Raw genomic sequence first — 23,730 nt, 5'->3', positions numbered from 1 at the left:
ATATTTAAGAGCGTCACTTATTGGCGCCTCTCGATTAGCTCCCTTATTTGTATAGGCAACAGTGCTCTTAATTGGCGACTGACCACGGCTTCATGTTTTTGCCAAACGATGCCGAGATATATCATACCAAGACCGATGATAGTCAGAGCCAGCGGGAAGAACATGCTGTCCTTGAAAACGTCATAGGCGAGATGCCCTAGATACCCTGCCGCGCCAAGCCCGCCGAATACTGCAAACACTCTGCGCGAGAGTACAGAGCCCACTGCAATCATGAGTAAGTTGATGCATAGGTATATAAACTTATTGAGTTCGCTATCTGAATGCATCATCGACATACCACCCCAAAAAGCGGTGACACCGAATATATATAGCCAGAACGCATAATCTTTATCGTGCCTTGTCCGTAGGTCTACCCAAAAACCCAAGAGCGTGATCACTAAACCAAACCATAAGGAGACAAAGGCATACAAATCTGTGTCGTAATGTGGATTTCCGATTAGAAAAGGCGTGAGATCCATGCTCATATACCAAAGGGTGGCAGCAATTGGCATGACCAGAAATGGCAATCGGTAACGCCATAGCATGATCGTCCCGGTTACCAGTGTCGCGAGTTCCATATAGATCCAGCGCCAGTCAATATAGACGTGATAGTCGCGGTAGACTTTACCATCCGCCCATAATCCTAAGGCACTTTGCAGGCCATAGACCGCAAGGGGTGTAAGTGCCACCACGAATGTGGCAGTGATGCCTGCGGGGATAGGCAGCGTGAGGTTGAGGAAATAGTGCGTCAGTACAAGACCTGCCACAGCATAGGCCAAGGCGATAAAAAACAATCCCCATCCACCGAATTGTTCCCAACCAAGGTTCATGAACAGCGTCATTGCGCCTATCGCGATTAAGCCACCGAAGTAATACAGAATGTGGGTGAATCGAAAGCTGGGCTGGTCTCTTGAACGATCAGATAGAAAATTCCAAAGCGCATCTGCCTGCTGGTGAGAGACCAAGCCTTTATCTTCGGCCTCTTTGAGAATTTCCCGGTTCAATTGCATCCTATATCCCCAATATTCAGATGACACAGATTAGCACTGCAACATGGATTAAGTAAGTCTCAGCTTACAAATGAACTTAGAGCAAATGAACTTCGAGAGTGTCTCCTGTTCCTAACAATACAAGGTTGAGAATTATTTTAGAGAAATGGCTTAGTCTCATCATCGTCACTCAATTATTGAATCGTCGCTGTACTTAAGGTTTTGTGTAATACCGACTAGTCATTCTTCTCCCATCAAAAAGGACAAACAATGAATAGCTGGCTTCATTTCGATACATTTCTTGGATTGCCAATCGAGCAATGGATATATGCTGCACTTGTTGCCGCAATTGCCTACTTACTTATCTTTGCATTATTGGGGTTCATCGTCAGGAAACTGAGCGATATATCGCAAAGAACCTCAACACGTCTAGATGACATCCTGCTTGAAGTGATGCGGGAAACGAACCGCTTTACGATTGCATTGTTTGCCGTATTGATGGGTATCCATTTTCTGGACTTACCGGACAAATGGGTAACAAGGCTAGATCATGTCTCATTCGTGATTATTGGCGTCCAGATAGCGCTGTGGCTCAATAAAGGTATTACGATCTGGTCTAGCGGAAAGTTGGTCCATGTGGATGGAACTGCTGAAAATCCTGTCATCACCGCGATGCTTTCCTGGATATTCAAAACCATTGTCTGGACGGTTGTACTGCTCACCATGCTTGCTAATGTCGGGGTAAACATTACGGCTTTTGTGGCAAGTCTTGGCGTGGGCGGAGTAGCAGTAGCACTGGCCGTTCAGAATATCTTAAGCGATCTATTTGCATCACTCGCTATCGGGCTAGATAAGCCATTTGTGATAGGCGATTTCATCGTTTTTGGCGATGTGGCTGGTAGCATCGAGCGAGTGGGTCTTAAAACGACACATATCCGAAGCATCAGTGGAGAGCAAATCGTGTGTAGCAATACAGAGTTGCTTAAGAACACCATTCATAACTATAAGCGCATGGCTGATCGCAGGGTCGTTTTCAAGTTTGGGCTGACATATGCCACAGAAGCAGAATCCATTGAAAAGATTCCGCAGATAGTCAGAGCTGCCATCGAGCAATCTGAACATACCCGATTCGATAGAGCGCACTTTAAAGAGTTTGGTGCAAGCTCACTGGATTTTGAGGTGGTTTATTTTGTTGATAGCAGTGATTTCAATTTATATATGGATATCCAGCAAGCCATTAATCTATATCTGATCAAAGCATTCAAAGCCATTGATGCTGAATTCGCATATCCCACTATGACCTTGGATATGCCTGTCAATGAGGTTGCGCTCAGAAAAGTAAGTAGTAAAAAAGTAGTGAAAGTTAATTAAGTCATTTATATCGCGCATGCTATTAATTAAGCTGGTGTATATTCATAAAAAACTTTAAGGGATAAATCATGGCTTTTGAACTCCAATGTTTGACCTATGCATTGATATTGGGCCTTGTGCATATCCTAGTGGCGGCACAAGCGAGAACTAATCAATACGGACCCAAGTGGAACGTAAGCGCACGTGATGGCGAGCAGCCTCCGCTAAATCCGCTTCCGGCACGTTTGCTTCGCGCGCAAGCCAATTTTTTTGAGACATTCCCAATATTCGCGGTGGCCATTTTAATTGCCATGATTGCAGATCGTACCGGCACACTGACTTATATAGGAGCGATTGTATACCTGATTGCGCGCGTGATTTATTTTCCTCTCTATGCTTTTGGTGTTCCAGTCGTTCGTACTATTGTTTGGATGATCTCAATGGCGGGAATCTGTTGTGTGCTAGTGGCGTTGTTTTGATCTTTAAAACTATTTTGAGTAGGTTTAACGCAATTAGGTCAGACATTTCTTTCGCGGATATGCTCTGAAATCGCCCTGGTCACGAAATTTTTTGCCTATTGTGTAGTCATTCATCAAGAACACCATTCGTTAAGTTATTTTCAATCTATCGTTAAGTAAGCGTTTTTTGTGATTTTTCATCCCAACTTAAGCTGATTGTCGTTGTTAAATCTGATTGGTCGCGGTGGCGTATCAAACGGCGTGTTATATGTTCAGAGGAGATTCACTATGCGGTCTATATATCGCGTAAGCATCATGATGTTTTTATCTTTGTTTGGCCTGGTTTCTCAAGCACAAGCCGACGAAATAAGATTAAAGAATGGTGATGTGCTCACTGGTCAAGTCATTAAAAAAGAAACCAACACCGTGATATTCAGGACATCCTATGCGGGTGACATCAATATCAATTGGCTGGAAGTTGCCAGCATCAAATCGGATAATCCCTTATTTGTCGTGTTAGAAGACAGGAAAAAATTCAATGGCGCCTTGGCACCAACTGAGTCGGGGAAAGTCGTCATTCAAGCGGCCGATGCAAAAGAAGTGGCAGAAACTGATCTCGAAAAGGTGAAATATATCAATCCCTCTCCCGAACTTGTGCGTGGTGGTATGAAATGGACCGGCCGCTTCAATGTGGGCGGCACCTGGACACAAGGTAATACAGAGACGCGTGCACTTAGAGCAGATGCGGAAAGCATCGTAAGAACCCTACAAAATCGCTATACCGTAGGAGCCGTGTTCAATCGGGCAGAAGACCGTGGAGATAACACCCAATTCAATAGTCGTGGCTATGCGAAGTACGATCACTTCGTCAGTGAAAAATGGTATCTATATGCCAATAGTTCGGTAGCGCAGGATCGATTTCAGGATATTCGCCTACGTACCACGGTCGGTGGCGGTAACGGTTACCAGATGTTTGAATCACCTAATCTGAATCTGGCACTTGAAGGCGGCTTGAACTATATCAACGAAACCCACTATGAGGCCGATGATGAAAGTTACCCATCTGTGCGCTGGGCTGTGAAGTATGACCAGATGCTGCTCAATGGGCTTACCCAGTTCTTTCACGAGCATGAAGCTTTTGTTGGTCTGACGCGTACCGATGAGATATTGGTATTTTCAAAAACGGGTTTTCGTTTCCCGCTAACCAGCCGCTTGAATGCATCAACTCAGTTAAATCTTAATTGGGATAAATCGCCAGCTCCCGGTCGTGAAAAGGCGGATTCGACCCTGATGTTCAACGTCGGTTACGGATGGTAAAAAAATAAAGCCAGCAATGCTGGCTTTATTTTTGCGGACACAACTTCTATTGGCGTGTGAGTGGCTGAGCTTTTCGTAGCTTGGCATGTCGCCATTCAGCTATTCGCTGTCTACGTACAATAATCGTTAGGATGAATAGTGCCCATGCAAACGCGGCTATATGGGCAAGCCCTGCGTATATGCTTACCAGCATCAAATGAGATAGTGAGGTTGTATAGAGCAGGGGTACTAACGCTAATAACAGACCTAAAAATATCAGTATCATGGTTTCTCCTTTCGTCTCGGTATAACTTTGTGCTGCATCTATTCTGTTAAGGGTTCTTAACAAGGTATTTTTAGCAAGATTTACGCCAAATTTCTATATTGAGCCGATGGCGACTTTACGCAACCTGTTTTACAACATCATGACAAACATTTCTAATATTCAATTCCATAGACTAAGCCTGATTTATAGCGCTTTTCGGAATTAAGGCTATAGCATTGATTCGCCATGGGAAAATATTATTTTTAGGGTAATGGCCTGATAAAGCATGCGATTTGCGCTAACTAATATGAACTAAAATGATGCAAAGAGTGAATCTTGCGTAGATTTTAGTGGGCGCATGATTTATTATTTCACATTTAATTCAGCGCGGTACGTTTAACAGAATTAAGCAAAACTAATCAAAATACGCCCTCAAAAGAAGAATAACTTGGATTGAGTGGGCGATTCAATTTAAAGCTTACGCAGGCAATATTCAAGGCGGCGTAAAGCGTATTTGATACCCGACACTCTGAGTAACTTCATGATTGCTATCGAGATTAAGCATTATTTAAGGTGATTTAAAAGCCTGTATAAAAACATTGATGAAGTGTCTGCGGGCTTTAACCTTCGCCTTCATGCTTTATAAATACATTGGAAAATAAAATTCATGCCCCATTTATAACGGGTGTATGAACGGATGGGAAGAATATGTCGGAATACGTCATTGCTTTTGAGAAACTACGCATCGCAGATGTGCCTTCTGTTGGTGGTAAGAACGCCTCGCTAGGCGAGATGATCAGCCAACTAACCGCTAAAGGTGTGCGCGTTCCAACCGGGTTTGCGACAACCGCCGATGCTTATCGTGAGTTTCTCGCACAAGGTGGCTTGGCTGACCGCATCAATGCGGAACTAGATAAACTTGATGTGGATAATGTCAACGCGCTAGCAGCCTGTGGTGCGATGATCCGTGAGTGGATCATGGTGGCGCCTTTCCCTCAGGCTTTGCAAGATGCTATCGCTGAGCATTACAAGACACTGACCGCTCAGATGGGCGATGCAGTGAGCTTTGCAGTGCGGTCATCCGCTACAGCAGAAGACTTGCCGGATGCATCTTTTGCTGGGCAGCAAGAGAGCTTCCTCAATATTCGTGGGCTGGATAACATCATGCATGCGATCAAAGAGGTTTTTGCTTCGCTTTATAATGATCGTGCGATTTCCTATCGTGTACACAAAGGCTTTATCCATGCCGATGTTGCCTTGTCTGCTGGTGTGCAGCGTATGGTGCGCAGTGATATCGGTAGTTCTGGTGTGATGTTCACGATGGATACCGAATCCGGTTTTAATGATGTTGTATTCATCACCTCAGCTTATGGCTTGGGCGAGACCGTTGTGCAGGGCGCTGTTAACCCTGATGAATTCTATGTGCATAAACCTTTATTGGCACAAGGTCGCCCAGCGATCATTCGCCGTAATTTGGGTTCAAAACTCATCAAGATGATCTTTACCAATGCAAATGCAGCCGGTAAGAGCACGGTGATTGAAAATGTAGATAAATCTGAATGTAATCGCTATTCACTGAGCGATGCTGAAATACTCGAGCTAGCAGGTTATGCAACCATCATCGAAAAACATTACGCTCGCCCGATGGATATCGAGTGGGGTAAAGATGGTGTAGATGGCAAGTTGTATATTCTTCAAGCACGCCCAGAGACTGTGAAATCGCAGGCTGGTAGCACGATCGAGAAATTCAAGCTTAATGGCTCAGGTGACGCGATCATTACGGGTCGTGCCGTTACACAAAAGATCGGTGTCGGTCGTGTGCGTATCGTGAGCGATCCTTCGCAAATGGATAGTGTGCAGCCAGGCGATGTATTAGTTGCCGATATGACAGACCCGAATTGGGAACCAGTGATGAAGCGTGCTTCTGCCTTGGTGACTAACCGTGGTGGCCGTACCTGTCATGCTGCGATCATCGCACGTGAACTTGGCATTCCAGCGATTGTAGGTAGTGTGAACGCAACAGAAGTCTTGGTAGAGGGTGATATCGTCACCGTTTCATGCGCTGAAGGTGAAACAGGTAACGTATACGCAGGGGCTTTGGAGTATGAGGTCACTAGCCAAGCCGCTGCATCATTGCCGGCAGCACCGGTGAAGATCATGATGAACGTGGGTAACCCTGACATGGCGTTCAGTTTCTCCCAGATTCAGAATAGCGGTGTCGGTCTTGCGCGTCTTGAGTTCGTGATCAATAACATGATCGGTATCCACCCGAAAGCGATCCTGAATTTTGATAGCGTTCCGGCTGACATGCAGGCTGAGATCACAAAGCGTGCCCAAGGCTATGCCAATCCACGCCAGTTCTATATCGATAAGCTGGCAGAAGGCGTTGCGACGATCGCGGCTTCTTTCTGGGGTAAACCAGTGATCGTTCGTCTTTCAGACTTCAAATCTAACGAGTACAAAAAACTGGTTGGTGGCGATATCTATGAGCCTGATGAAGAAAACCCGATGCTGGGCTTCCGTGGCGCGGCACGTTACATTGCAGAAGACTTCAGGGACTGTTTCGAGCTTGAATGCCTCGCGATGCACAAGGTGCGTGACGAGCTTGGTCTGACTAACGTTGAGCTGATGGTGCCTTTCGTCCGTACCATCGATGAAGCACGGCAGGTTGTTGAAATCCTTGCTGAGCATGGCCTGAAGCGCGGCGAGAATGGCTTGCGCCTGATCATGATGTGTGAGATTCCATCTAACGCTTTACTTGCTGAAGAGTTCCTTGAGTATTTTGATGGCTTCTCGATCGGGTCAAATGACTTAACACAGCTGACTTTGGGTATGGATCGTGACTCTGGCTTAATGGCACATGGCTTTGATGAGCGTAACGATGCGGTTAAGGTATTGTTGCGTATGGCGATCCAAACCTGTAACCGCCTTGGTAAATATGTCGGTATCTGTGGTCAAGGTCCTTCAGATCATCCAGACTTCGCCGAATGGCTCGTTGCTGAAGGTATTCAGTCTATTTCGTTGAATCCTGATACAGTTGTCACTACATGGCAACGTCTGAATAAATTAAAGCTGTAAGTCTTAAAGCACAAAAATATCTCAGCCATATCTTACGCATGCTATTGAAATTCTGCGTTTGATATGGCTTTTGTTTTTTAGCGAGTGAAGAGAGGCAAGCCATGCAGCAACGCACCGTTTTTTTCGTATCAGATAGTACCGGCATCACGGCTGAAGCCGTCGGTCATCTATTGGCCCATTTCCCCGATGTGACCTTTCGCCAGTTTCGCTACCCTTTTATCGACTCGATTCAAAAAGTCGAGGGTGTCGTGCAACGTATCGAACAGGCAAAAGAAGAAGATAATGCCCGTCCCATCATTGTGATGACGTTGGTAACGCCTGAATTTCGCACACTGCTAAAATCTACTGATGCATTGTGCCTTGATATGTTTGGCGCATTTATCGATCCTTTATCCGCTGAGCTGGATATGCCACCTTCCTTAGGAGTTGGTATCACCCATGGTGTATTGGGCAATAGCTACCACGAGCGCATGGATGCCATTAACTTCTCATTGGGTCATGATGATGGTCAGACGAATTCAGGTCTTGAAGAAGCGCAAGTTATATTAATTGGTGTGTCACGTTGCGGTAAGACGCCTACTAGTTTATATCTGGCGATGCAGTTCGGTGTAAAAGCGGCCAACTATCCATTGATTCCTGAAGACTTCGAGCGCATGACATTGCCTGCGGTACTCGATAAATATCCTGAGAAACTCTATGGTTTGACGATTGATCCCGAGCGCTTGCACTCAGTACGAAGCGAGCGCCGTCCTGATAGCTTCTACGCATCGATTGAGAACTGCAGGGAAGAGGTGCGTCTTGCCGAGTCTTTAATGGAGCGTGCTGGCGTTACCTGGATAGATTCTACAAGTCGTTCGATCGAAGAGTTGGCAACGACCATTCTGCAAAAGATTAGGACGACCGGACAAAATTAAGTCCGCGTTGCTTTATGGCTGGTGAAGATTTCTGATACTAATTAAATCTGGGTAAATAGGGTAATGAGCATTTCAGGAAAGCTTCGTGTATTCATTAAATGGTTAGCCGCCATCATCATCGCAGTTGTGGTGTTTTTTATTGGCGCTAACCATTACAGGATGCAGTTCTGGCCGTTTGGCGAAGGTTATTTTGATACGCTGGATATGGAAGAGGTGATTCCCGACTCTAAAACGGCGAAGATATTATCCGTCTTCGGGTCACTTGATCTGAAAGTCTTCGATATTCCAAGTGATGACGACTTTCCCTCTGGTCCATTCGAGATATTAGGCAATGATCGCTTCCTGTTCATCACCAAATGCGGCGGTGTCTATTTTACGCAATTAGAGAATGATCATCTTCGTCTAATCAATCGAGATAAAGGTCTGGTCAGAAATACTGTGTCTGGGCAGGATGAGACAGATGATCTCGTCTATTGCAAAGACATGTCAGGCGTTAAGGACTCATTGCTTGTAAATAACGTTTTGTATGTATCACATACGATCTGGGATAGCGAGAGTAATGGCGCGCGACTTGCGGTTAGCGAGTTTGATCTTGACCGCGATAATCTTAAACTTTCCTTTAAGCGCCAGATATTCCTGAGCAAACCTGCAATCAAGGAGCCGTTTCTTGGACATCAGGCTGGCGGACGTTTGGTGATCGGTGAGAATAGCCAGACGCTTTATCTTGCGGTTGGTGATTTTGCCAAGCCAGATGGTGTTCAGGATATGGCAACCTCGCTGGGTAAACTCATTCAGATCAACCTGAAGACACTTGAGAGTGAGATTTATGCGACTGGGTTACGCTCTCCCTCAGGTGGTTTGTATTTTGACAAAGATACGGCCGAGTTATGGGAGTCAGAACATGGACCCAAAGGTGGCGATGAAGTGAATCTGCTCAAGCGTGACAAGAACTATGGCTGGCCTATCGTCAGCTACGGCACGCTTTATGAGCGCGACGGCATGGGTAACTACTACGGGCACAAATTCAATAACCATGAAGGTTATGAAAAACCGATCTTCACTTTTGTGCCATCCATAGGCATTGGCCCGATAGTAAAATATCCCAAAACTGGCAGGAATGAATATTGGGAGAATGATTTTTTTGTCGCTGGTATGGCCTCCATGACCTTATACCGAATGAAAAAAGAAGGTGAGCGTATCGTCTATGCCGAACCCGTATTGAATGGATACCGAATACGCGCAATTAAGATCGATCCAGATGGGCGTTTTTACATTAAGACTGATCATAATCAATTCCTTATTTCTGATTGATGTAGGTAAAAGCTAAAAAATATCTTGATATGTATTGATTCCCCATAAATAATATTTATTACAAGAAGATGATAATAAATATAGGAGGGCCATGATGTGTTTGGGTATTAAGTATCAAGAGACAGATGGTAAGGAAAGAACGATTCTTTTCTTGGAGAAACTTGCGGCATTACCTATTCGCCGTGACAAAGGCCATATTCAATGGATGACATGGGGAAAGCGGCCCGATGAAGTGGATCCAGGCTTTTTCCCATTAGGTTGGGCGCGTGATGCATCGATCAATGCAGGAAAGTGGAATCAATACTCCCCGGAAATCGTATCCATTGCCGGTAATGCATTTGCCGTGAAAGATGCCCTGCAAAGAGAGAATTGGATCGATATTCCCCGTGGCTATGCGATAGAGGCCGTGATTGCTACCGTCAATAATCATAAACGCCTGTATATTGTCACTGACCAGATTCCTGAGAACTATGGGTGGGTTCATGATCGTTGGCCTAAACTTGTCGAGATCAATCATCGAGCACCTGCTGAGGGCTTGAATTTAAAGATATCCAAGGGCTAACAACAATCTAAGCTAACTCTTGCTAAGTTAAACCTTATTTTTTTAACCATCTCGCCCTGCAGTATGGGCGGCGCTAATGTATTTTTTTCATGAAAGTTATAAATCTATGAGTACGATTGTAATCGACCATCATCCAGATGAGGCACGCCTTAAGGAATTAGGCGTTTCAAAATGGCCAACTTGGTCAAAAGAGGTTTCAGTCTTTCCTTGGGTTTTCCCTGAGCAAGAGATCGCCTATATCCTTGAAGGTGAGGTTGTGATCACCCCCGATGGTGGTGGAGCTCCTGTGACTTTTGCAAAGGGCGATCTAGTCACATTCCCTGCGGGCATGACATGTACATGGGATGTACGTAAGCCATTGCATAAACATTACCATTTGGATGGTACGTTGGTCGGGCGCATCGCCCGCCGTATTAAATTATTCTTAAAATTCTAATTTTTAACTGATTTAACTGGCATACATCAAGCTTGAAAAGATAAGGCCCGAGTACTTGTTTAAGTATCTCGGGCCTTATCTATTATTTATTCGGTACTCCGACGAGCTAGGGTGTCTAGTACGTACGTTTTCTCGGGGTATAAGATGCTTTTGATTCAATATGCCGGAAAGTGATACGGCCGTTATTGATATCGTAGGGGGATAACTCTAAAGTGACTTTATCACCTGCCAGAATGCGGATGTGATTCTTTTTCATCTTGCCGCCAGTATAGGCGATCAACTTATGACCATTATCCAGCGTCACACGAAAGCGTGAATCTGGCAGTATTTCCATGACTTCGCCATTCATTTCAATTAATTCTTCTTTAGCCAAGTTTGCTTCTCCGTTAAATAGTTTGAGACCCATATTGAAGTGACAATCTCAAGGAGGTTGAAGCACTTGTAAAGCGTGGGAATAGTTGCGAAGGCTTGTGACGCAGGGTGCATACACTTGCGTGCGCACACGCACTATAGCCTCTCAGACGTTATTTAGCAATATAAAACATGACCTTAATTAGTAATGCTTTTGAAACACCATATAAAACAATGTAAAAGAATTGCTTGACACTACGATTAATTGTAAGTAAAACGTTATTTCGGGCATTTGAAGTTTTTAAATTTGTAAGTCTCTAAGACTAATAAGATGTTAAAAAGTCAAATTTTTAGGGCGCCTCCTTTTTAAGTAAGAAAGTAAGATAATGGCAACAGGTCTAGTAAAATGGTTTAACGATGCTAAGGGTTTTGGTTTCATTACTCCTGACGCAGGTGGTGACGACTTATTCGCACACTTCTCCGCAATCGTAGATAGCGGTTACAAGAGTTTGAAAGAGAACGATCGTGTAACATTCGATGTTACAGATGGTCCTAAGGGCAAGCAAGCTTCTAACATCCAGAAGGCTTAGTCTCTCGAGATATCGTAAAAAAAGCCCTTTATTGGGCTTTTTTTATTTCTCCTTACTGTCGATACGCTCGCCGTACTACTCGGTAACGAATCTAGTACTAAAGTATCAATTCACAGCTGTCGTTTCTTTATATACCTGAGTCCTCCGCTCAGTAGTGGTATTGCCACGCCTAATCCCACACCGAGTAATACAATCATATTCAAATGGTCGCGAATGACCGGGATATTGCCGAAGAAGTAACCTGCTGAAATCAACGTGATTGTCCAAAGAGCGGCACCCGCTGTACTAAACAGCTGGAATTTTCGATAGGTCATATTTGATAGCCCAGCAATGAAGGGCGCAAAAGTACGGATAACCGGGATAAATAAAGACACGATGAAAGTGACTGCCCCATGTTTCTCGTAGAAAATGTGGGCGCTATTAAGTGATGAACGGTTAAGCCACGGGTAATCATTCAGGGCTATCTTTTTACCAAGTGTATTGCCTAGCCAGTAATTAATGTTGCTGCCGATGATGCCTGCTAAACAGATCAGCGCTGCCGTTATCCAGAAATTGATCGCACCGGTTGCGCATAAGGCTCCGCTGATAAAAATTAACGGGTCTCCCGGTAGAAAGAATAAGACCAAGACTGCTGTTTCGCATACTACGATGACAAACAATACGGCGTAGATAGCCATGCCATATTGAGTGATGATGGCGTTTAAAAACTGATCCAGATGTAATGCAGCATGCGTAAGTTGCAAACGATATTCCTCATGTATGGTTACCGTACTGCATGGTGTAGTGCCGGATGGTAAAACGTCTTTACTCATCATGCCGTATCAACTGTTGTTCTGGCAACAGATGTTCAGCAGATCACCTATGTTAATTCAGGCAATGCGCCGTTTTTATTACACCAATAAATTATAACTGATTGATTAATATAAATATTATTTCGTGGCATTGTTTTTGCTGATATAGCTCCAGAATCAATAATGAATAGGAATAATGTATGACACATATTGTTGGGGTTTCGGGGAGCATCACGCAACCATCGCGCACCAAAGCGTTAGTGGAAGTTATCGTTGCTAAGGCTTCGCAAAAACTGCATGCGCCTGCAGAAATCATTGATATTGCGCAGATTGCTACCGTGCTGGGTAGCACGACTTCTTACAATCAATTTCCTGAGGCACTGGCTGTTGAGTATAAAAAACTGCTCAGTGCTGATCTGATCGTGATTGCCAGCCCGATATATAAGGCTTCCTATACTGGATTGCTGAAACACTTTTTTGATTTGCTGGACCCTAAAAGTCTGGCTGGTAAAACGGCGATTCTTGCTGCAACTGGTGGGAGTGACCAGCATGCGCTGGTGTTGGATTTTCAACTACGAACATTAGCTAGTTTCTTTGGCATCTACACAGTGCCGACTGCGATTTACGCAAAAGATACGGAGTTTACTGATTATCAACTTACAAGTGATGCGATCAAGGCTCGTATCGATATTGCGGTTGATCAGGCTGTGTATTTATTAAATAGGGAAACATCGCAAGCATTGGTGGCATAAGGGATGTGTTTAATCTCACTGTGGATTTAACAGTGGGATTAACACAGCCATAGCCTTAAGCGATTAGGTTAAGTTCTTTTAAGCGGGCGCGCAGGATATTGCGGCTAATGCCTAGTAGCTTTGCGGTATGGACTTGGTTGTGATTGCAAAATTGATACGCTTTTTGCACGGTGATGGCATTGATCAATTCGTAGAGATTCGGTGGCGTATTCTCGAATAGGTCGTTCAAAACATGCTCTAGCCGCGATGTTGTCGCACTCTGGCTGCTGCCCGATACGGTAATTTCTGGTGTCTCGGCAGATGCGACCTCTTTTGACTGCAAGCTGTATATCGCAGGCAAATTCAGGTCGCGTGGTTGCAGCGTAGAGGATGTGGCCACCAGTAGGGCACGGTGGATTACATTTTCCAGTTCGCGAATATTGCCTGGCCATGGATATTCCAGCATCAACCGGATAGTCTCAGGCGCTAGTTGTGGCGTTGATGTCTGCAACCTGTTCTTATAGACAGTCAAGAAATGCTCTACTAGCGGTAAGATGTCTCCACGGCGCTCACGTAACGGTGGAAGGTCGATTGGGATGACTTTTATTCGATAGTATAAGTCTTCACGGAAACGCCCGGCTCTTACGGCTTCTTCAAGATTGACATTGGTTGCGGCGATAAGTCTCACGTCGATTGGTGTGGCCTTGCGAGCACCAACACGCACAACTTCTCTTTCTTGTAGCACGCGTAATAGCTTTACTTGTGTGGATTGCGGTAAGTCGCCGATCTCATCAAGAAACAGTGTGCCGCCATTCGCGGTTTCAAACCAGCCTATTTTAGATTGCGTTGCACCTGTGAACGCGCCGCGCTCATAGCCGAACAGCTCACTCTCTACCAATGTTTCAGAAAATGCGCCGCAATTGATTGCCTGAAATGGGCCGCTTTTGCGATTGCTTAAAGCGTGTATATGCCGAGCTATCAGCTCTTTGCCCGTGCCCGTCTCGCCAATGATTAATGCAGTGGCATTGCTGGCGGCTATCTTCTCGATCAGGCTGAGTAGGTTTTGCGATTTGGGGTCGCTAAATACCAGTGCGCTCGCCCGAATCGATAGGCTGACGGCAGATGGATTGGGATGCGTGATCACATGCTCTGCACTTTCGGCAGCATGTCTGTGATCATCATCATGGTAATCATAATTCCAATGTTGAGTTCGCATATTTGGGAAGTCACTCATTTACTTATGTGTAAGCCGACGCAATATACGGAATAGTTTTTATAACGTCCATGAATAATAAATTATATTTATATTCTATTATTGAATATAAGGTCTTATGATTAAGTAATAAAAGGCTGTCGTCATTTATTCATTTTTTAAAATATTTGTTTTCGTCTGTGGCATACCACGCTTGCAGCCCTTATTTGGCAATTCTACTGAATTGAAATCAGCAGTTATTCTGTAAGAACTGTTTAGCTAGAAACATTCAGCGTATTGGTTAAGATTTATAAATAAACAGTTGTTAACTTAACACTATGATTTTTAATTATTAATTTCTTGGTATGGTGTTTTTATGGCGCTGGCACACCTTTTGCCAAGTCATCTTTATACGTAGGTAAGCGAATACGTAATCAATATAAATAAAGATGAAAGGGTTAAAGATGAGTGTGACTGCGATTGATGCAAAAAACGGGCTGGATGCTTTTGTTGCCAATGTACTGGAAGAATCACAATTGGCCTTCGATGTATTTAGAGAGACCAATACCATCACAGCTAACGGCACTGTTGGTTTTGTGGAAAGAGTGCCGGGTGAGGATAAAGTAGTGATTGTGAATTATCCCGGTCCGTTCAATAAACATAAAAAGCTTGAAGCCACTGTTGTGGGGTTTGACGGCACGGTATACCAAGGTAGTGGCGGCGCAGGTTCTGCGCGGTATATCAAGATATTCCAACAACATCCTGATATTACCACTGTGTCTCATGTGCATTCACCCTACCTAGGTGCTTGGGCACAAGCGCATCGCCCATTGCCTATTCGCTATGTACCTGTGCAGCGATATAACCTGATCCGCGAAATACCGATCTATATTGATCGTCGCCAGCAAGAAGCAGAGTTTATTCTCGATCAGATCAAATTGAATCCGCATAACACTGCGATTCTTGAAGCTAACGGGGGTTCTACTGTTTGGGGCAAACAAGGTTTGCGTAAGACGGCGGAATTTATTTTGCTGTTGGAAGAGGGTGCGTTAATACAGAACCTTGCTGACTCATTAGGGGGTTCTCGTGATTATGGTCCTGGCGTGCTGACTCAGCAGTGGAAGATGGCCAAGATCTATGATCAGGCTCAAGCACTTGGTCTAGTGCCTGCTAACGATAGTTATTGATAGATACACAATGACTAATCCAGCGAAATTAGATGAGATATGGTTCACCCGTTGCCCGGTGCCGACAGCAACGGGGATAGCCTATAAATTAGGTTGGTTGGGCGATGAGTTCTCAAAAGATGGCATCAAGCTTTCGACATTGCAAGATAACAATGATCTGGCGCGCCATCATTATGACCATCAATTACCTACCCTGATCCGTGAGGGTGGCAATCTGCTGGCAATTGCTGCACGTGCGCAGGCAGCACCTACGCGCTTGATTGGTCTGACATGGATCGATGAATGGCAGGCAATCCTTGTGCGTCCTGATTCAGGGATTACAAAACCCGAGCATTTGAAAGGCTTAAGGCTTGCACTTCCGGCATTCGTTGATCATCCATTAAAAGATCATACGCGTGGGAGCAGTATTGCACGTGGTATGAGCTTGCATGGATACAAGGGGGCTTTAAAAGTAGCGGGGCTGACTTTGGATAATGTAAAGCTTGTTGAGGTTGGCTCGGGCCAAGGTGCCAGACGTGATCTGGGTGGTCTTTGGTCAGGACTTCATTACCTGATATCGGGGAAAGTCGATGCAGTGTATGTGAAAGGTGCGTCGGCTGTTGATCGTGCAAAGCAACTTGGTGCAGTCGTCGGCATTAATCTCGATGAATATCCTGATTTGTCATCTCGTGTGAATAATGGAACGCCAAGACCAATCACTGTGCATGAGCATTTGCTTGAAAACCACTTTGATCTAGTTGTGCGATTCTTATACCAAACACTACGTGCAGCGGAGTGGGCAAAGACTAATGTCACCGGTGTGAGAGAGATATTGGAAAGTGAGACCTATGCAGGGTCCGATGGAGTGACCACCGCTTATGGGGATAATTTCCATCTGGATCTGGCGCCGACATTGTCTGCCGAACGTATCGAATTATTCCGTCAGCAAAAGGATTTCATGTTGGTGCATGGCTTGCTGGATAGGGATTTCGATCTCGATGCATGGGTCGACAGCTCAGCATTGGACGAAGCAAACAGATGGTTGCATGAAGAAGCGCAAGCTGCATGATCTTTTGAGTATCTGGATCTACTTGATGCTTAAAGCGTTAATTTATTTGAAGAGGTAGCATATGGTTAAGAAAATTTTTCTCGGGGTATTTGCGTTAATAGGAGTATTAGCGGCAAATGCCTATTCGGCTGAAGAGCAACCTAAGGTTGTGCGTATCGGTGCAGTGTCTTATAACATTGCGGGTAAAACAACGTATATGGGTGTTGATGCGTTGAACGCTCAAGGTGGCTTGGAAGAAGCGCTCGCCAAAAAAGGTATCAAGGTCGAATGGGTACCTGCATCCGGTGCTGCGGTAGGGCCTATCATCAATGAGGCATTTGTTAATAAAGCGATCGATTTTGCTGCTTATGGTGACTTGCCGCCCATCATTCTTAATTCGGCACAGCCCACCGTACAATTGGTAGCACCTTGGGGGAGTAATGGTAACTCTTATCTTGTGGTGCCTAAGAACTCTACTGCCAAGACTATTCTGGACTTGAAAGGTAAGCGTGTCGCCTTGCATCGTGGCCGCCCTTGGGAAGCTACCTTTGCCAGTTTGGCGGAAGCGAATGGATTGACATTAAAAGATTTCAAGATCGTCAATGTTAATCCTCAGGTAGGTTCGGCAGCGCTTGCTAGCGGTACCGTGGATGCATTCTTTAGCTTGAATGACGCTTATAACCTTGAAGATAGAGGGGTTGGCAAGATCATCTGGTCAACCAAAACTGCATTAACCGATCAGAAGCTAAGAGGTGGATTATGGGCAAACAATGAATTTGTCCAAAAGTATCCTGAGATTACGCAGGTGATCGTTAACGCTTATGTGAAGACCAGCTACTGGACAGCGCAAGATAAGAACCGCGATCAATACATTAGGGATTATGCAAGCAAAGTACAACCTGAGAGTGTCATACGTCGTGATTATGAAGCAGATGAGGTGTCTTGGAAGAATCGGTGGTCACCTTTATATGACGATGCCATGGTCGAACACTATAAACACACGATCGCTTATGCCAAGAGCTCAGGTTTGATTCGTAATGATGTCGATGTACAAAAGCTGCTTAATCCACGTTTTGTTAATCAGGCACTCAAAGATCTGAATATTGAGAATTTCTGGGCAGCCTCTAAAGCACCAGATGCGAAAGTAGCTACCGCTCAAAAGTAGTTTCAGCAATCACCCTGTCATCCGGTGAAAAACATTAGTTGTCATCGGATGACAGCGGCCACATGAATTAGAAGCAAGTACATCACCCTGTTGCAAGTGCAGCAATTTAAAAGCCGGATGTTGTTGCATCAGCAACAGAGGTTAACCTAAATATTCCGTGTAAATGTATTAAATCGCTGAATTTAATTGATAAAAAATCATTTTTAAATCTGGCACGGCTATTGCCAATATATAACTAATCAGATTAATGATGAGTGGTGATATGCATATCTGATTTGTGTAATCGATTTTTTTAGTTGCCATTCGTAAGTACTACCAAAATAAGTACTGCCAAAAGTAGAAAAGAAGGAAATGATGAGTTCATCGAACACTGTGTTGGATTTTAGGAAAAGTGCGATTACCCGAGGCAATGTCTTTGAGGGTAATAGTGTGCCTGAGCTGCATGCAAAACCCGTTGCACTAAAAATAGAGTCTGTGGCTAAAAGTTATGCTTTGAGTGGTAGTGAATTAAAGGTGCTTGAGGCGATTAATCTGGATGTGCAGTCTGGTGAGTTCATCTCTATTGTGGGGGCTAGTGGTTGCGGAAAGTCGACATTGCTCCGTTTGATTGCTGGTTTGGATATTGGTTATGAAGGTGCGATTGTATATCAAGGCAAGCGCATCGAAGGTACAGACCTTAGCCGTGGCATCGTGTTTCAGGAGCATCGATTATTTCCCTGGTTGACCGTTGAGGCAAATATCCTGCTGGCTTTTGCATCGACCAATGTACCGAAAGCGGAAAGAAAAGAACGCGTAAAGGCGCAGATCGAGTTAGTAGGGCTGACCGGTTTTGAGCACGCTTATCCGCACCAGATATCTGGTGGGATGTCGCAGCGTGTCGCTATCGCGCGGGCATTGGTATTAAGACCACAATTGCTGCTGCTGGATGAACCATTTGCAGCGTTGGATGCATTGACACGCCTGAAGCTTCAACAAGAGCTAGAGCGGCTTTGGGAGCACGAAGGGCTGACGACGATACTCGTGACTCATGATGTAGAAGAAGCCGTTTTTCTAGGTGATCGCGTGGTGGTCATGCAGTCTCATCCTGGTCGTATTAAACGTATCGTGCCAGTGAGATTGGCGCGGCCACGTATACGCTCGAACCCAGATTTTCAGTGCATCAAAGAAGATCTGCTGACAGATTTCGTTTGATTTTATATGTATAAGTTTAATGATTGGAAGGAGGTAGGCCATGTCTAGTGTTTTGAATCAAAGACTGAGTTCCGGCTTGAGCCCATCACTGGATTTTTCCGGAGAGGCTTTTACACCAGTTAAGCAAGCCTTGGCGAAAACGATTTATAGCGCAACGGACTTATTTGAAAGTTATAAACACAGGCAGGTAGAGGGCGAAGTCAAAACTGCTGGGTTGAAAAAACGGGATTACGCAGTGTTGATAGGTCTTGTTGTCGTAACCCATTTTGCCGGTGTTGAAGGGTATCTTCGTTCATCATCGGAGCCCATTGCACCGCCTAAGAAAAATGAAGTGATCGTTGAGTTCGTGAAGCCGGTCGTAGTTCCGCCACAACCTATAGAACCGCCAAAACCATTGCCACAGAAGCTTGAGGCTAAACCCCAGCCAGCGAAACCTGTGTCTGCGCTGCGTACACCACCAGCAGAAACCGTGACACCGCAGGATGTGACTGTCCACGAAAATACAACGGCTCAAAAGACCAGCGAACCTGTAGCAGCGGTACCAACGCCCCCACCAGCACCGCCTGCACCGAAAGAGGAGCCTGTGACAGAGGCTTCAGGGTATGCGGGTTATTTGAATAATCCTGCACCGGAATATCCTGCATTCGCACAGCGGCAGGGCTGGGAGGGCAAAGTGATATTGCGTGTGCGTGTGTTGGCAAATGGCAAGCCCGGCACTATAGAGCTCAAAGAATCAAGTGGCCGAAAAACGTTGGATGAAGCAGCGTTGGAGGTCGTTAAGGGTTGGGTATTCGCCCCTGCGAAACGTGGCAGTACGCCTGTTGATGGATGGGCAACCGTACCCATCGAATTCAGGTTATCCAGATAACTATTTTTAAGGAAATCATCATGTCTAATATTACTTCTTCAACCTCTTTAATCGTCGATAGTGTCTTGTGGACGCTGATCGCATTCTCTGTCGTGACTTGGACGCTGCTATTGGTCAAGGGGATACAGAATCTGCGTGCCAGTTATCAGAATAAGCGCTATAAAAAAGCATTCTGGAGTGCACCTGATCTATTGACGGCATCTTCTATCAATGAATTCAATGGTCCAGCTGCACGCGTTGCGACTGCTGGCTTTAATGCATTGCGTGATGCTGATACTCAAGGCCCACATGATCTTGAGCATAGCGGTGATCGCCAAGATCTACTGGAACGTTCATTGCGCCAGCAAATCCTTAAAGAGCGTCGTAGTCTTGAGAGTGGCTTAGCTGTGCTTGCTAGTATCGGCAGCACTTCCCCATTCGTTGGCTTGTTCGGTACGGTATGGGGCATCATGCATGCGCTTACCGATATCGGCAAACTTGGTTCTGCTAGTCTTGAAGTCGTAGCTGGCCCCATCGGTGAAGCGCTTGTGGCGACTGGTTTAGGTATTGCAGTGGCTGTGCCTGCGGTATTGGCTTATAACTTCTTCACTCGACGCTTGAAGCTTGCCAGTGGTGATCTGGATGATCTTGCTGCAGACTTGATCAACCTATCACGCAAAGTGACATTCCGCCATAAAGGGGTGGATCAGTCTCCTTCCGTCGTTAATCTCAAAAAAGAGGCGTTCGCATAATGGCTTTCTCTTCCAGTAATGATAGTGATGAAGTGCTGAGCGAGATCAACATTACGCCGCTTGTCGATGTGATGCTGGTATTGCTGGTGGCATTCATTGTGACGATCCCGGTATTGAATAATGCGATTACCGTCAATTTGCCTAAGACAGCAGCGACACAACCGGCTGAACCGAAAAAACCGGTGACTGTGAGTGTAGATGCTGCTGGCAAGGTATATCTGGATAAGCAGGAGTTACCGGTATCGAGTGTTGAAGCAGAACTTAAAGCGTTGCATGCGGCCAATCCTGATTTAACACTCCACCTGAGCTCAGATGAAGCGGTCAATTACGGCACGGTGGCTAAAGTTATGGCGGCTATTGAGCGGGCTGGCATTACAAGGCTTGCTGTGATCACGAATGCTGAATAATAAAAGCCGCTGAGAAAGAGATATTGTGAGTATAGGAATACGGGCAGCGATCGGACTGAATCGCGTGGCGGGCAAGGTCATCTACAACAGGTTGCGTTTGGTGAGCTTTATCTCGCCGATCATATTGCTGCTGGTTTGGGCTTGGGTTACGCACCTTCAGTTGATCTCGCCTCAGCTTCTGGCTTCACCGTTGCAGATATTGGATAGTTTTCAAGAGCTGGTGGCATCGGGAGATCTGCAAGAGCATCTGCTTAAAAGTCTTTCACGTCTGGTTTTTGGTTATTCGATAGGGGCATTTGCCGGGCTGCTATTTGGCATATTGATGGCATTATCTAAAAATGTGGAAGATTACTTTCACCCCCTGTTTCAGGCAGTGAGGCAAGTGCCTATCATCGCGCTTATTCCTATCTTTATCTTGTTGCTCGGTATCGATGAGATATTCAAGATCGCCATCGTTATCAATGCGGCTTTTCTTGCTGTGGCACTTGCTTCATATGAAGCAACAAAAGGTGTGCCTAAACCTTATTTTGAGGTAGCGCAGGCATACCAATTGCCGACACTGACGGTGTATAGAAAACTTGTTATCCCAGCGATATTGCCACCTGTGTTGACTGGGTTGCGTATCGCTTTTGCCCGCTCGTGGACTATTCTGGTGGCCTCTGAATTATTGGTGGCAGATAGCGGTATCGGGCAGATGATGCAGATGGGGCGTGATATGTTCCGGCTTGATATCGTTTTGGTGGGTGTCGTACTGACTGGCGCGATAGGTTTTACGATAGATCGTTTATTCAAATGGGGTGAGGCTAATCTTATCCCGTGGCGTGTCGCATGATTGTTTGGGGTTGAAGCAGATGTCAGTATCTATCAATAAGAATCTATTGAATCAGGAAAAGCTGATTCAGCTCGCAAAAGGTGCAGTGGTGCCTGTATTGCTGCTGATTTTCTGGGAATATATGTCGCGTCAGAGTGTGGAGAATGCCTATGCCTTTGCATCCATTGAGCAGATGTATCACGCGCTACTTGAAGTTATCGCTACGCAAGAATTGCAGACTAGCCTGGTAGCGAGTTTGCTACGCGCACTGACCGGTTTAGCGATCGGTGGTGTATTAGGATTTACGATAGGCGCATTGATGGCTACATCAAAGATCGTCGATGTATCTATTGGCCCTATCTACCACATATTCAGGCAAGTGCCGCTCATGGGGCTGGTTCCCCTGTTTGGTTTGTGGCTGGGTAATGGCGATACGGCAAAACTGTTTATCGTATGTTTGGCAGCATTCTACCCATTGGTATTGGCTACCTATGAGAGTTTACGTCAGGTTGAAACCAAGTATCGTGAAGTAGGTGATGTGCTGAAATTAGGACGAGTGCAGCTATTTTTCAGGATATTATTACCCGCCGCCTTGCCCAACATATTCACCGGTGTCGCTTTTGCACTGGCTTTCGCATGGCTATCTACTATCGGCAGTGAGATATTGTTCAATGCGGGGAGTGGGTTAGGCAATATGATGATGAATGCAGAAGTCGCAGCACGTATGGATATCCTGATCGTTGTTACCATTCTTATCGGTATCGTTGGTTTTGGTATGAATCTCTTGTTGAGCAGGGTGGGGCGGCATCTTTTCCGCTGGCGTAATCTTCGTGCTGCTTAGACCGCAACGTTTAATAATAAAAACATAGGGGACATGCATGAAATTAGTCGGCAATCAGTTGAGTGGCAATAATCATACAACTGAGACATTCATCTATACACGTTCACCCGTGCCGACGCCTTTAGGTTTGGCGATTCAGTTGGGCTTGATTGAACAGGAGTTCAAATCAGATGCTATCTCCATAAAATCACTGCATGAGTCAGATAAGCCTTCTGAGCTATTTTCACATTTTGATCATCACTTGCCTAACTCGTTCCGGCAGGGTGGTAATACCCCTGCAATCTGGGCCAAGTCGAATGGCAGTGATACACGTGTGATTGGGCTAACCTGGACGGATGAGTTTCAGGCCATCATCAGTTTGCCTAATTCAGGCATCAACACCATCAAAGACCTGCGTGGTCGTAAGGTCGGTATACCCCAACATGATAATGAAGCAAAGGTCAGCAACGACTATAACCGTGCTGCGGCCGTTCGCGCGTTCTATGTTGCGTTAGAGCATGATGGATTGGGTCTTAAAGATATTGAGCTGGTAGATCTCCCTGATTCTGCCTATATCACGGTCAATGAAGTGGCTCGCCCAGGCGGATGGGGGCAGGCGCGGCATGGTTACGTGAACGAGGTGTATGCCTTAGTGCGAGGTGAAGTGGATGCCATCTATGTCAAAGATGTCCGAGGTGCCGAAATCACACACCTGTTAGGCGCAAAAGTCATATTCAACCTGGGGTTTCATCCTGATACTTACGTTCGTATTAGCAACTGTGCACCTCGTCCCTTGACCGTCAATGCGGATACGCTTGAAAAACATCCCGATGTCGTCAATCGATTTCTTAAACGTGTTGTGGAAGCAGGGTTGTGGGCCAAAAAGAATCAGGAGGAAAGTCTAAGGCTGATTGCGCGTGAAACAGGATGGTCTGAAGCATGGTTGCTAAGGGTCCTAGGCGCGGATTTTCATCTCAACATGACGATTAATCTGGCTGAAGAGTCGATAGAGGGTTTAAATATAGCCAAAGACTTCTTGTTAGCACATGAATTTATTCCCAAAGATTTTGATACGGCGTCATGGATCGATTCGCGCCCACTACAAGCTGTGCAAGATAATGTCAGAAGAATCGCCTAGACCTAGACAAATAAGGGATTGAGTTAAAGCTT

Annotated in this window: 25 protein-coding genes; 20 read left to right on the top strand and 5 right to left on the bottom strand. The window is 45.4% G+C overall.

The features are described from left to right. Nucleotides 1-17: 17 nt before the first annotated feature. Nucleotides 18-1,049, bottom strand: a complete 1,032-nt coding sequence (locus tag A7981_RS08450; RefSeq protein ID WP_067267034.1) for a DUF2157 domain-containing protein — start codon at nt 1,047-1,049, stop codon at nt 18-20. A gap of 249 nt (nt 1,050-1,298) precedes the next feature. On the opposite strand from A7981_RS08450, the gene A7981_RS08445 reads away from it, so the two are divergent. The 3 genes from A7981_RS08445 (at nt 1,299) to A7981_RS08435 (ending at nt 4,153) form a co-directional block, all read left to right on the top strand. After that, entirely contained in the window at nt 1,299-2,399 is a 1,101-nt protein-coding gene (locus A7981_RS08445; protein ID WP_067267031.1) for a mechanosensitive ion channel family protein, read from the top strand. Nucleotides 2,400-2,467: 68 nt separating this feature from the next. After that, the gene (locus A7981_RS08440) at nt 2,468-2,857 is read left to right on the top strand and encodes an MAPEG family protein (RefSeq protein WP_067267029.1); all 390 of its coding nucleotides are present in this window, start codon (nt 2,468-2,470) and stop codon (nt 2,855-2,857) included. Nucleotides 2,858-3,124: 267 nt separating this feature from the next. Continuing rightward, entirely contained in the window at nt 3,125-4,153 is a 1,029-nt protein-coding gene (locus A7981_RS08435; protein WP_067267028.1) for a YdiY family protein, read from the top strand. Nucleotides 4,154-4,199: 46 nt separating this feature from the next. Here the strand turns inward: A7981_RS08435 and A7981_RS08430 are convergent, their stop codons facing one another. Continuing rightward, complete coding sequence (locus tag A7981_RS08430; protein ID WP_067267026.1) at nt 4,200-4,418, bottom strand: hypothetical protein; 219 nt, start codon at nt 4,416-4,418, stop codon at nt 4,200-4,202. A 687-nt stretch (nt 4,419-5,105) separates the two neighbouring features. Here A7981_RS08430 and ppsA point away from each other — a divergent pair. The 5 genes from ppsA to A7981_RS08405 all read left to right on the top strand — a co-directional run bounded on the left by ppsA (nt 5,106) and on the right by A7981_RS08405 (nt 10,698). Further along, entirely contained in the window at nt 5,106-7,475 is a 2,370-nt protein-coding gene (gene ppsA, locus A7981_RS08425) for a phosphoenolpyruvate synthase (protein ID WP_082889279.1), read from the top strand. 101 nt (nt 7,476-7,576) lie between these two features. Then, nucleotides 7,577-8,389 carry a pyruvate, water dikinase regulatory protein gene (locus tag A7981_RS08420; protein ID WP_067267024.1) on the top strand — a complete coding sequence of 271 codons (813 nt, stop codon included), beginning with the start codon at nt 7,577-7,579 and terminating at the stop codon, nt 8,387-8,389. A 63-nt stretch (nt 8,390-8,452) separates the two neighbouring features. After that, a complete protein-coding gene (locus tag A7981_RS08415; protein ID WP_067267022.1) occupies nt 8,453-9,700 on the top strand; it encodes a PQQ-dependent sugar dehydrogenase in 1,248 nt (415 codons plus the stop codon). 94 nt (nt 9,701-9,794) lie between these two features. After that, nucleotides 9,795-10,262, top strand: a complete 468-nt coding sequence (locus tag A7981_RS11820) for a hypothetical protein (RefSeq protein WP_082889278.1) — start codon at nt 9,795-9,797, stop codon at nt 10,260-10,262. A 106-nt stretch (nt 10,263-10,368) separates the two neighbouring features. Next, complete coding sequence (locus A7981_RS08405; protein WP_067267848.1) at nt 10,369-10,698, top strand: cupin domain-containing protein; 330 nt, start codon at nt 10,369-10,371, stop codon at nt 10,696-10,698. A gap of 115 nt (nt 10,699-10,813) precedes the next feature. Here the strand turns inward: A7981_RS08405 and infA are convergent, their stop codons facing one another. Continuing rightward, the gene (gene infA, locus A7981_RS08400) at nt 10,814-11,071 is read right to left on the bottom strand and encodes a translation initiation factor IF-1 (RefSeq protein WP_067267846.1); all 258 of its coding nucleotides are present in this window, start codon (nt 11,069-11,071) and stop codon (nt 10,814-10,816) included. 364 nt (nt 11,072-11,435) lie between these two features. Here infA and A7981_RS08395 point away from each other — a divergent pair, with 364 nt between their 5' ends. Beyond that, nucleotides 11,436-11,639: a cold-shock protein gene (locus A7981_RS08395; RefSeq protein WP_067267020.1), complete on the top strand. Its 204-nt coding sequence runs from the start codon at nt 11,436-11,438 to the stop codon at nt 11,637-11,639. 110 nt (nt 11,640-11,749) lie between these two features. Here A7981_RS08395 and A7981_RS08390 read toward each other — a convergent pair whose 3' ends face one another. After that, nucleotides 11,750-12,454 (bottom strand): VTT domain-containing protein, encoded by a 705-nt coding sequence (locus A7981_RS08390; protein ID WP_217234089.1) that lies wholly within the window; start codon nt 12,452-12,454, stop codon nt 11,750-11,752. Between the two features lie 176 nt (nt 12,455-12,630). Here A7981_RS08390 and A7981_RS08385 point away from each other — a divergent pair, with 176 nt between their 5' ends. Beyond that, nucleotides 12,631-13,182 carry an NADPH-dependent FMN reductase gene (locus tag A7981_RS08385; protein WP_067267014.1) on the top strand — a complete coding sequence of 184 codons (552 nt, stop codon included), beginning with the start codon at nt 12,631-12,633 and terminating at the stop codon, nt 13,180-13,182. A 55-nt stretch (nt 13,183-13,237) separates the two neighbouring features. Here the strand turns inward: A7981_RS08385 and A7981_RS08380 are convergent, their stop codons facing one another. Beyond that, nucleotides 13,238-14,377: a sigma-54-dependent Fis family transcriptional regulator gene (locus A7981_RS08380; RefSeq protein ID WP_067267012.1), complete on the bottom strand. Its 1,140-nt coding sequence runs from the start codon at nt 14,375-14,377 to the stop codon at nt 13,238-13,240. Between the two features lie 440 nt (nt 14,378-14,817). Here A7981_RS08380 and A7981_RS08375 point away from each other — a divergent pair, with 440 nt between their 5' ends. The 10 genes from A7981_RS08375 to A7981_RS08330 all read left to right on the top strand — a co-directional run bounded on the left by A7981_RS08375 (nt 14,818) and on the right by A7981_RS08330 (nt 23,698). Continuing rightward, complete coding sequence (locus tag A7981_RS08375) at nt 14,818-15,540, top strand: class II aldolase/adducin family protein (protein ID WP_067267010.1); 723 nt, start codon at nt 14,818-14,820, stop codon at nt 15,538-15,540. Between the two features lie 10 nt (nt 15,541-15,550). Then, nucleotides 15,551-16,588: an ABC transporter substrate-binding protein gene (locus A7981_RS08370; protein ID WP_067267008.1), complete on the top strand. Its 1,038-nt coding sequence runs from the start codon at nt 15,551-15,553 to the stop codon at nt 16,586-16,588. A gap of 61 nt (nt 16,589-16,649) precedes the next feature. Beyond that, nucleotides 16,650-17,732 carry an ABC transporter substrate-binding protein gene (locus tag A7981_RS08365; protein ID WP_082889277.1) on the top strand — a complete coding sequence of 361 codons (1,083 nt, stop codon included), beginning with the start codon at nt 16,650-16,652 and terminating at the stop codon, nt 17,730-17,732. A gap of 351 nt (nt 17,733-18,083) precedes the next feature. Continuing rightward, nucleotides 18,084-18,923, top strand: coding sequence for an ABC transporter ATP-binding protein (locus A7981_RS08360; RefSeq protein ID WP_254258541.1), 840 nt, complete (start codon nt 18,084-18,086; stop codon nt 18,921-18,923). Nucleotides 18,924-18,963: 40 nt separating this feature from the next. Next, a complete protein-coding gene (locus A7981_RS08355; RefSeq protein WP_067267004.1) occupies nt 18,964-19,791 on the top strand; it encodes an energy transducer TonB in 828 nt (275 codons plus the stop codon). A gap of 20 nt (nt 19,792-19,811) precedes the next feature. Beyond that, nucleotides 19,812-20,522, top strand: a complete 711-nt coding sequence (locus A7981_RS08350) for a MotA/TolQ/ExbB proton channel family protein (RefSeq protein ID WP_067267001.1) — start codon at nt 19,812-19,814, stop codon at nt 20,520-20,522. After that, the gene (locus A7981_RS08345; protein WP_067266999.1) at nt 20,522-20,929 is read left to right on the top strand and encodes a biopolymer transporter ExbD; all 408 of its coding nucleotides are present in this window, start codon (nt 20,522-20,524) and stop codon (nt 20,927-20,929) included. The genes A7981_RS08350 and A7981_RS08345 overlap by 1 nt, the downstream gene beginning before the upstream one ends. Nucleotides 20,930-20,954: 25 nt before the next feature. Further along, a complete protein-coding gene (locus A7981_RS08340) occupies nt 20,955-21,761 on the top strand; it encodes an ABC transporter permease (protein WP_082889276.1) in 807 nt (268 codons plus the stop codon). A 19-nt stretch (nt 21,762-21,780) separates the two neighbouring features. Then, complete coding sequence (locus A7981_RS08335; protein ID WP_067266997.1) at nt 21,781-22,581, top strand: ABC transporter permease; 801 nt, start codon at nt 21,781-21,783, stop codon at nt 22,579-22,581. 37 nt (nt 22,582-22,618) lie between these two features. Beyond that, the gene (locus tag A7981_RS08330) at nt 22,619-23,698 is read left to right on the top strand and encodes an ABC transporter substrate-binding protein (RefSeq protein ID WP_067266995.1); all 1,080 of its coding nucleotides are present in this window, start codon (nt 22,619-22,621) and stop codon (nt 23,696-23,698) included. Nucleotides 23,699-23,730 lie beyond the last annotated feature (32 nt).

It is taken from the genome of Methylovorus sp. MM2, from assembly GCF_001648895.1.
Classification (GTDB): domain Bacteria; phylum Pseudomonadota; class Gammaproteobacteria; order Burkholderiales; family Methylophilaceae; genus MM1.
The sequence above is the reverse complement of the archived record's forward strand: the minus strand, read 5'-3'. Positions and strand labels throughout refer to the sequence as shown.

What these genes read in the sequence shown, in the direction of transcription:
- A7981_RS08450 (WP_067267034.1), bottom strand. Translation starts at nt 1,049, where the DNA reads ATGCAATTGAACCGGGAAATTCTCAAAGAGGCCGAAGATAAAGGCTTG.
- A7981_RS08445 (WP_067267031.1), top strand. Translation starts at nt 1,299, where the DNA reads ATGAATAGCTGGCTTCATTTCGATACATTTCTTGGATTGCCAATCGAG.
- A7981_RS08440 (WP_067267029.1), top strand. Translation starts at nt 2,468, where the DNA reads ATGGCTTTTGAACTCCAATGTTTGACCTATGCATTGATATTGGGCCTT.
- A7981_RS08435 (WP_067267028.1), top strand. Translation starts at nt 3,125, where the DNA reads ATGCGGTCTATATATCGCGTAAGCATCATGATGTTTTTATCTTTGTTT.
- A7981_RS08430 (WP_067267026.1), bottom strand. Translation starts at nt 4,418, where the DNA reads ATGATACTGATATTTTTAGGTCTGTTATTAGCGTTAGTACCCCTGCTC.
- ppsA (WP_082889279.1), top strand. Translation starts at nt 5,106, where the DNA reads ATGTCGGAATACGTCATTGCTTTTGAGAAACTACGCATCGCAGATGTG.
- A7981_RS08420 (WP_067267024.1), top strand. Translation starts at nt 7,577, where the DNA reads ATGCAGCAACGCACCGTTTTTTTCGTATCAGATAGTACCGGCATCACG.
- A7981_RS08415 (WP_067267022.1), top strand. Translation starts at nt 8,453, where the DNA reads ATGAGCATTTCAGGAAAGCTTCGTGTATTCATTAAATGGTTAGCCGCC.
- A7981_RS11820 (WP_082889278.1), top strand. Translation starts at nt 9,795, where the DNA reads ATGTGTTTGGGTATTAAGTATCAAGAGACAGATGGTAAGGAAAGAACG.
- A7981_RS08405 (WP_067267848.1), top strand. Translation starts at nt 10,369, where the DNA reads ATGAGTACGATTGTAATCGACCATCATCCAGATGAGGCACGCCTTAAG.
- A7981_RS08395 (WP_067267020.1), top strand. Translation starts at nt 11,436, where the DNA reads ATGGCAACAGGTCTAGTAAAATGGTTTAACGATGCTAAGGGTTTTGGT.
- A7981_RS08390 (WP_217234089.1), bottom strand. Translation starts at nt 12,454, where the DNA reads ATGATGAGTAAAGACGTTTTACCATCCGGCACTACACCATGCAGTACG.
- A7981_RS08385 (WP_067267014.1), top strand. Translation starts at nt 12,631, where the DNA reads ATGACACATATTGTTGGGGTTTCGGGGAGCATCACGCAACCATCGCGC.
- A7981_RS08380 (WP_067267012.1), bottom strand. Translation starts at nt 14,377, where the DNA reads ATGCGAACTCAACATTGGAATTATGATTACCATGATGATGATCACAGA.
- A7981_RS08375 (WP_067267010.1), top strand. Translation starts at nt 14,818, where the DNA reads ATGAGTGTGACTGCGATTGATGCAAAAAACGGGCTGGATGCTTTTGTT.
- A7981_RS08370 (WP_067267008.1), top strand. Translation starts at nt 15,551, where the DNA reads ATGACTAATCCAGCGAAATTAGATGAGATATGGTTCACCCGTTGCCCG.
- A7981_RS08365 (WP_082889277.1), top strand. Translation starts at nt 16,650, where the DNA reads ATGGTTAAGAAAATTTTTCTCGGGGTATTTGCGTTAATAGGAGTATTA.
- A7981_RS08360 (WP_254258541.1), top strand. Translation starts at nt 18,084, where the DNA reads ATGATGAGTTCATCGAACACTGTGTTGGATTTTAGGAAAAGTGCGATT.
- A7981_RS08355 (WP_067267004.1), top strand. Translation starts at nt 18,964, where the DNA reads ATGTCTAGTGTTTTGAATCAAAGACTGAGTTCCGGCTTGAGCCCATCA.
- A7981_RS08350 (WP_067267001.1), top strand. Translation starts at nt 19,812, where the DNA reads ATGTCTAATATTACTTCTTCAACCTCTTTAATCGTCGATAGTGTCTTG.
- A7981_RS08345 (WP_067266999.1), top strand. Translation starts at nt 20,522, where the DNA reads ATGGCTTTCTCTTCCAGTAATGATAGTGATGAAGTGCTGAGCGAGATC.
- A7981_RS08335 (WP_067266997.1), top strand. Translation starts at nt 21,781, where the DNA reads ATGTCAGTATCTATCAATAAGAATCTATTGAATCAGGAAAAGCTGATT.
- A7981_RS08330 (WP_067266995.1), top strand. Translation starts at nt 22,619, where the DNA reads ATGAAATTAGTCGGCAATCAGTTGAGTGGCAATAATCATACAACTGAG.